This is a genomic window from Arthrobacter sp. HMWF013 (assembly GCF_003061105.1).
Taxonomy (GTDB): Bacteria; Actinomycetota; Actinomycetes; order Actinomycetales; family Micrococcaceae; genus Arthrobacter.
The window spans coordinates 1-8,192 of sequence record NZ_QAIQ01000025.1 but is presented as its reverse complement, the minus strand read 5'-3'; the positions used below and the strand labels follow the sequence as shown (position 1 = coordinate 8,192).

Here is an 8,192-nt window from a genome sequence, read left to right as displayed (position 1 = left end):
CGCGAATAGACCCACCCAAAAAACGCAGGCTCACTCAGGGCACTCCCTCAAGGGGAGTGCCCTTTTTGGTGCGTCGCGGCTCTGGTAAGCCCACACCGGCACACCGGCTCCTCGCTTCAACACTAGCCAAGTGATCCTCGGCACACTATGGTCATAGGACGTCGTATGTGGCAGGTGGTATCACCGCCAGGCCGAGCGACGAATTCTCCCGATCCGCCGCCTTCGCGGCGCCTTGAAAGGATATGGATTTGCGAATTTTCACCTCACGGAGCAGATATCGATACCTCGCCCACACGGCAGGAGCCGGGCTGGTAGCGCTCACCCTGCTCGCTGGCCCGGGGATTGCCGCGCAGGCCGCTCCCATTCCGCCGAACAACCCGGCGTTGGCTCCCGGCAGCTTCACCGAGGCCAACGTCGGCGCGGACCGCACGGCCGCTGACTTCTTCTACCGGATCCCGGCCCTGACGTACCTGGGCAACAATGTGGTGCTCGCATCCTGGGACGGCCGCCCCGGCAGTTCAGCGGACGCGCCGAACCCCAACTCGATCGTGCAGCGCCGCAGCACCGACGGCGGCCAGACCTGGGGCCCCGTGCAGGTCATTGCCGCTGGGCACGTGGCAGATGCCAGCGGCCCGAGGTACGGCTACAGCGACCCCTCCTACATTCACGACGCAGAGACCGGCAAGGTCTTCAACTTTTTCGTGTTCTCCAAAGATCAGGGTTTCGGGGGCAGCCAGTTCGGCAACGACGACGGGGACCGCACGGTCATCTCCTCAGCCGTGATCGAGTCCTCGGACGGTGGCGTCTCCTGGAGCCAGCCTCGGCTCATCACCAACGTCACCAAACCCGGCACCAGCAAGACCAGCCCCGCGGCCGGCGACGTGCGCTCCAATTTCGCATCGTCCGGTGAAGGCATCCAGCTCAAGTATGGCCAATACAAAGGCCGCCTCATCCAGCAGTACGCCGGCGATGTCCGCCAGGCCGACGGCACCAACAGGATTCAGGCCTACAGCGTCTACTCGGACGATCACGGCGTGACCTGGCACAAGGGCGCCAACGTGGGTGACCGCATGGACGAGAACAAGACTGTTGAACTCTCAGATGGCCGCGTCCTGTTGAACTCCCGCGACAACGCCAACCAGGGCTACCGCAAAGTGGCCATCTCCACCGACGGTGGCGCCACTTATGGACCCGTCACCCAGGACACCGAACTTCCGGATCCGGCCAACAACGGTTCCATCGCCCGGATGTTCCCGACCGCGGCACAAGGTTCAGCCGATGCCAGGAAGCTCATCTTCACCAACTCCAACTCCAAGACCGGCCGCGAGAACGTCTCCGCGCGCGTCTCCTGCGACGACGGCGCCACCTGGCCGGGCGTGCGTACCATCCGCTCCGGCTTCTCCGCCTACTCCACGGTGTCCCGGCTCGAAGACGGCAAGTTCGGCGTCCTGTATGAGGGCAATTACACGGACAACATCCAGTTCGCAAAGTTCGACGACGCCTGGCTGAACTACGTCTGCGCCCCGCTCTCCGTCCCCGCAATCACCACAGCACCGGGGGCAACGCAGCAGGTAGCAGTCACCGTCACCAACCAGGAAGCCACCACCCTCTCCGGTGCCACCGCCACCGTCTACACACCCACCGGCTGGAGCGCCACGACGGCGCCTGTCCCCGACGTCGCGGCCGGCGCCTCGGCCACTGTCAACGTTGCCCTGACGGCACCGGCGAATGCCAGTGGCCCGCAAAACCTCAACGCGGCGTTCACGACGGCGGATGGCCGGGTTTCGCAGTTCACGTTCACCGCCACCGTCCCGGCGGCCCCGCAGGTGGGCCTCACCATCACCGGCGCAGCCCCCGCCCGCGATGTCATTGCCAGCCCCTACCAGGCCGGCGACGTCCTGTCCTACACCTTCACGGTCAAGAGCACGGCCAACGTCACGGCCAACTCCGTCCCTGTCTCCGGCACGTTCGATTCAGGTTTCCTCCCGCCGTCGGCCCCCAACTGCCGGTTCAACAATCTGGCCGCCGGGGCCACCTACACGTGCACGTCGGCCAGGCACACGGTAACCGCAGAGGACGTTGAGCGCGGCTACTTCGTACCGGCGGCAAGCTTCGCCATCACAGCCAGCGCGACGCCGTCGCTCACCAAAACCGTGCCGTTCACGGGTGCTGCGGTGGCATTGCGGGACGGACTGCTGGCTGCTGACGTCAGCGGTGCGCGTGCCGACGTCGGGCGCGATCTGTCCGCCCGGCCCTACGCCGCAGGCGAGCTCGTCCCGTACACCTTCAACGTCCGGAACACGGGGCCGCTGCTGGAAAAGGTGGCTCCGACTGCAGGCAACTTCAGCCCGTTTGTCCCTGATGGCGCCGGGAACTGCCGCTACAGTGCCCTGCCGGCCGGGCAGGGCTACGTGTGTGCCACGCCGCGCCACACCGTGACTGCCGAGGAAGCCGCACAGGGCTTCTTCGTTCCGAAGACCACCTGGGAGGTCAGCGCCACCGGCCAGAGCACCCGGACGTACGACATTGACGGCGGTGAAGTGGACCTGAAGGTCCGCGAGGCGCGCCTCGAGGGCACCATAGCCGCCGAATGGAACGACGTCGACGGCGACCGCTTCGCCAGCCAGGGCGACACCGTCACGTACACGTACACCGTGGGCAATGCCGGCAACGTCACGCTGACCGGCCTGAGCGCCCCCGACGCTTCCATCAGCCAGGATGCCCTGGCAGTGGGAGGCACTGTCACCGAGACGCGTGAGCACGTCCTGACCGCGGCGGACATCACGGCGGGCAGGCTCGAGGCCATCTCGTTTGAAGCCACCGCTTCCAACGGGGCCAAGCCGGTCACCGCAACGGTGACTGGCGGGGCGATGCTCCTCAACCTCCAGCCGGCGCAGCCGGAGACCATCCCCGTCCTCGCCCTCCAGGACTTCGACGGGCAGGTGCCGCCCTTCGATATGGGCACGCTGGACAAGTACCGTAACGGCCAGAAAGTCACCCTGAAGGGCCTGGACTACGGCCAGTGGTACTACGTGTACCTGAACAAGACGGGCTACAGGGTTGGCTGGATCTTCCCAACCACCGTCAAAACGGTTGAATTCATCCTGCCCTCCGATGTGCAGAACGGCCGCGACGACGTGGTGGTTCTGGACAAAGACGGGGAGCAGGTGTCCTTCGACCGCCTGCAGGTCACGCCCAAGGGCTAAAGGGGTTCCCTGATCTGAACATCAAGGAAGACCCCCACGCGTGGACCTTTCAACGTCCGTACGGTGGGGGTCTTCTGCTGTCAAAGCAACCCATGGCTGGCCCATCCCACCTCCTGCCGTAAGCGCCTACAATGACGAGATGGCCATGGGATTCATTCGGGCCGTTCACAAGCGCAGCATCAGAGTCCCTGAGGACGTCAGTGTGGTGGGCTTTGACAACAGCTACGAAACCGGACCGGTCGCTCCTGCCCTGACTGCGGTGGAAGCACCCCTCCGCGCCCTCGGGTCCGCCGCAGTCTCCAATCTGCTCGCCTTTGCCCAGGGCGCCCAGTCCCGGCCGGGCCGGCCCTTGGTCCTGCCGGCACGCCTTATTATCAGGGACTCCACCTCAGCCCCTGCCCGGCTTCCTGCACTCACCTGCCCTTATTCGGAGTGCGTATGACTGACTCGAAAAACGTTCTGTGTCCTATGTCATATTGAGCTATCAGTCTGTACTGTTTGAATACGCTGGTCTCATCGCATTACAAGATCTGTAATGTCATTTTGCCGTTCCAGCTTCTTCATACCGGCAACGTGGCCGGCCCGTTTCCTCGTGAAAGGTGTAGTCGCTCGTGAAATCAACTGGAAAGCGCCCCATGCAGGGCGGGGGACTGAGGAGGGCGACGGCAATGGCCGTGGGCCTGCCGCTGCTCCTCACCTCGCTGGCGATGAGCCCCGCTACCGCGGCGCCCGCCGGGCAGGACACGGCAATAACCGCAAAGAACACCGCTGCCTCAGAGTTCAAGGACGGCCGCTATATCGTGGTTCTCGCGGCCAAGGCTGCTGCTGCCTACGAGGGGGAAACTCCCGGGCTGGGGGCCACCAAGCCGCAGAACGGGCGGAAGCTCGATGCCGGCAGTCCCAGCTACCAGGCCTACGACGCCCACCTGCGCAAGGTCCAGCGTGAGGTTGCCGCGGAACAGGGAGTGACGCCGGCCAAGCAGTTCACTGCTGCCCTGAACGGCTTCACCGCCGAACTGAGCGCGGCCCAGGCCGCAGAGCTGTCCAAAGACACCCGGGTGCTGACAGTCTCGCCCGACGTCGAAAACGCCCCTGACTACACCACCACCGATTTCCTGAAGCTCACCGGAGCCGAAGGCGCATGGGCAACAAAGTTTGGCGGCGAGGCCAACGCCGGCAAGGGTGTGGTGGTTGGCGTGATCGATTCAGGCTACGCCCCGGACAACCCGTTCCTGCAGGGCGAGCCGGTCCAGCCGCTCAGCGGAAAGGCCCAGGTGGGGGTCCCGTACCGCACCGGTGATGGAAAAATTGCCATGCTCAAGGCCGACGGCACCACCTTCGTCGGCGAATGCGAGAAAGGCGAGGGCACCGGGGCGGCGTTCGATGGAACATTGTGCAACTCGAAGGTCATCAGCGCCCGGTACTTCGCCGACGCCTTCCTGCAGTTCGTTCCCGCCGCGAACCGCGCACCGGAGGAACTTATTTCCCCGGTGGACGTGGGGAGCCACGGCACCCACACGGCCACCACGGCTGCCGGCAACGCCAACATTGAGCAGGTCCTCGATGGCGTGAGCTTCGGCAAGAGCTCCGGTGTGGCGCCGGCGGCAAAGGTCTCCGTCTACAAGATCTGCTGGGAAGACACCGATCCGGCAACAGGAGGCTGCTACTCCTCCGCCTCCATCGACGCAATCGACACCGCCATCAAGGACGGCGTCGACGTGCTCAACTACTCGATTTCCGGTAACACGGACAGCACCACCGATCCCGTGGCCCTGGCCTTCCTGAACGCTGCTGCAGCCGGCGTCTTCGTGGCTGCCTCTGCCGGTAACTCCGGCCCCGCGGAATCCACCGTCAACCATGCTTCCCCGTGGCTGACCACCGTGGCCGCCTCCACGTTCCCCAGCGACCTGCAGGGAACGGTCAAGGTATCGGACGGCACCCTCTACCGCGGTGCCTCCATCATGAAGTCCGAAGTCACGGACAAGCCCGTGGTGGTTGCCGCAGCGGCCGCTGCGGCAGGCGTCACGAACGCCAACCTGTGCGGCCCCGGCACGCTGGACCCGGCGAAGGTTGCCGGCAAGGTTGTGGTCTGCGACCGTGGTGTGGTGGACCGGACGGCCAAGAGCCTCGAGGTCCAGAACAAGGGCGGCGTTGGCATGATCCTGGTGAACCTTGCCAACAGCTCCGAGGACGCCGATAACCACGTTCTCCCCACAGTCCACGTCAACGCTCCCAAGGGACCCGAACTGAAGGCCAAGCTGGCCGCCAACACGGCACTCACCGTCAGTCTCGTCAAGGGCGACCTCACCGGTGACCCCCAGGCTCCGGCTCCCCAGGTGGCCGGGTTCTCCTCCAGGGGTCCCAGCCTCGCCTCCGGCGGTGACCTGTTGAAGCCGGACATTTCCGCCCCCGGCGTCAACGTCCTTGCCGGTGTATCAACGATCGGAAACGCCGGCGAACAGTTCGGCTTTATGTCCGGCACGTCCATGGCAGCTCCCCACATCGCCGGTTTCGGTGCGCTGGTTCTCGGCAAGCAGCCGCAGTGGAGCCCCGCGATGGTCAAATCCGCCATGATGACCACCGCCTACCCGCTGCTTAATGCAGACGGAACCCCCAACACGAATCCGTTCGACGGCGGGGCAGGCCACATTGATTCACTGCGGGTGCTTGATCCCGGCCTGGTCTATAACTCGGGCATCAAGGACTGGCTGGGCTTCCTCAATGGCCAGGGAGTGGACACTGGCGCACCGCAGGCCGGCACAGTCGCGGCCAAGGACCTGAACCTCCCCTCCATTGCCCTCGGCAGCCTGGTGGGTGAAGTCCAGGTCAAGCGCCAGCTGACCGCCCTGGTTCCCGGAATGTACCGTCCGGAGGTCACCATGCCGGGCTTCAACGTCCAGGTGGAGCCCCAGTCGCTGAACTTCTCCAAGGCAGGCCAGACCCGCGAGGTCACCCTCACCATCAGGAATGTCAGCGCCCCCGTGGGTGAGTTCACCACCGGCTCGCTGACCTGGAAGGGTCCGCGCACGGTCACCTCGCCGATAGCCATCCGGCCCGTTGACGCGCAGATCGCGCCGTCCTTCTCGTTCAGTTCCGTCACCGGTACGGGGACCGGAACCATGGACCTGGTGTCCGGCTCCGACAAGCCCATCGGCGTCGCAGTGGAGGGACTCGCCCCGGTCAGCCAGACCGGAATCAACAAGGTTCCGGGTGCCTATGCTGCCAAGAACGACGCACACAACGCCGTGGTGGCCGTCAAGATTCCGGAGGGCGCCACCTTTGCCCGGCTCGGCGTGCAGGCGGAGACGAACGACGTCGACTGGGACCTGGTGGTCTATGGGCCCAACGGAACGGGCGGTCTGGTGGCCACCCAGGTTGCCACCGCTGCAGCCAGTGAGTTCCTGGACCTCGAGGCACCGAAGGCGGGAACGTACTACATCGTGGCCAACCTGTACTCCACACCCAGTGGCGGGGCTGCCAACGCGGCGATCCAGGCTGTGTCCTTCTCCGGTGATGCCGGGAACCTGACAGTCAATCCGAATCCGATTGTGGCACCGAACGGAACGGCCACGGGTGCCACGCTGAACTGGACCGGGCTGTCGGAGGGTTCCTACGCATCCCGCCTCAGCCTGGGGGAGAACGGCATCCGGACCTGGGTCAACGTCCAGGTGGGGGCAGGCACGGCACCGGCTCCGGCCGGTTCCCCGGCCATGGCCACCGTCGAGGGGATCCCCGGCGTGTAGCGCACGCGTAGCGCAATAAAAGCAGAATAAGACGTCCCGGTCAGCTGAGCTGGCCGGGACGTTTTATGTCCAGGACCCGGCGGTCGATCTTCCGGTTCCGGGCGCACCGCCGAGGAGCGGTGCCAGGGCCTTCCAGCGGGCAATCTCGCACCCGTCGGTCTTCTGGAACCTCGCATTGACCTCCCGGCCATGGAAGGTTCCGGTGACCAGTGCAACCTGCGGTCCGCCGTACTGCTGCGTGCACAGTTTCGGCGGCCCCGGCAGGGGAAAGAAAATATCCTGGCCGAACCGCTCCACGGCTTCCAGGGCGGCGTCCGGGTCCGGCAGCGTGGATTCTTCCCTGGACCGGCCATCCTCGGCGACGAGCCGGAATACATACTCTTCCGCGTCCGGTTCCTCCCTGAGCCTGATGGTCAGGTCAAGGGGATCTGCTGCGCGGTGGTCGGGGGAGTCCAGGTGATTCACTGCCTTTCCGATGGTGTGAGCGGCGCCAGCGCGGCGGCCAGGCGGCCCCGGAGCTCCGCAGCCTCGGCGGCGAAGGCCCGTTGATGCTCCACGTAGGCGGCCTTGCCGTCAGCGGTCTCAATCCTGATTGCAGGATAGCCCCACTCCTCAAGATCGTACGGGGACGCCTGCATGTCCATGGCCCTGATCCGCCACGACAGCTCAAAACAGTCCATCACCAGTTCGCTGGGCAGTGCCGGCAGGAGTTTGTAAGCCCACTTGTAGAGGTCCATGTTGGCGTGCAGGCACCCCGGCTGTTCCATGTGCCGCTGGTTCTCGCGGCTGGGCGTCAGCTCGTTGAGCGCGATGGCGTCGGGGGTGTAGAAACGGAAGGCGTCGAAGTGCGAGCACCTGATCCGGTTCTTTTCCACCACCTGGTCCGTTCCGGCAGAACCCAGCCTGAGCTTCAGGTACTCGTGACGCAGATCAAACTTGTCCTGACGGTAGACCATGGCCCATTCATGCAACCCGAAGCAGCCGAACTGGGCCGGCCGCGCCGCTGTACCGCGGAGAATGATCCCGGCAAACGTCACGGCGTCCTGCCGGTCGGCCAGGAACTTCCCGCGGTCAAAGGTGACCGCCACGCTTCCCGCCGCCAGCCCGAGTGAGGCGAGTTCGCCGTCGTCGAGCGTTCTGTAGTGCTTCCAGCCCGTGCGGGCAGCGGCCCGCTCCCCGGTTAGTACGACGCCGGCACCCGGGTGCCAGCGCAACAGCTGGCCCGGTTTTTGGGTGTAGTACG

The 8,192-nt window shown here is 65.2% G+C and carries 5 protein-coding genes; 3 read left to right on the top strand and 2 right to left on the bottom strand.

Going from position 1 to position 8,192, the window contains the following annotated elements; all coding sequences use genetic code 11:
* Positions 1-242 precede the first annotated feature (242 nt).
* From DBR22_RS01050 to DBR22_RS01040, 3 genes are all read left to right on the top strand, one after another.
* Entirely contained in the window at positions 243-3,206 is a 2,964-nt protein-coding gene (locus tag DBR22_RS01050; protein WP_108597383.1) for an exo-alpha-sialidase, read from the top strand.
* A 40-nt stretch (positions 3,207-3,246) separates the two neighbouring features.
* Positions 3,247-3,648, top strand: a complete 402-nt coding sequence (locus DBR22_RS01045; RefSeq protein ID WP_108597382.1) for a substrate-binding domain-containing protein — start codon at positions 3,247-3,249, stop codon at positions 3,646-3,648.
* A 193-nt stretch (positions 3,649-3,841) separates the two neighbouring features.
* Positions 3,842-6,949, top strand: a complete 3,108-nt coding sequence (locus DBR22_RS01040; protein WP_108597381.1) for a S8 family serine peptidase — start codon at positions 3,842-3,844, stop codon at positions 6,947-6,949.
* Between the two features lie 63 nt (positions 6,950-7,012).
* Here the strand turns inward: DBR22_RS01040 and DBR22_RS01035 are convergent, their stop codons facing one another.
* Positions 7,013-7,414, bottom strand: a complete 402-nt coding sequence (locus DBR22_RS01035; protein ID WP_258228998.1) for a serine protease inhibitor — start codon at positions 7,412-7,414, stop codon at positions 7,013-7,015.
* On the bottom strand, positions 7,411-8,192 hold a 782-nt coding region (locus DBR22_RS01030), incomplete at its 5' end, for a 3-methyladenine DNA glycosylase (protein ID WP_108597380.1). The genes DBR22_RS01030 and DBR22_RS01035, both read right to left, overlap by 4 nt.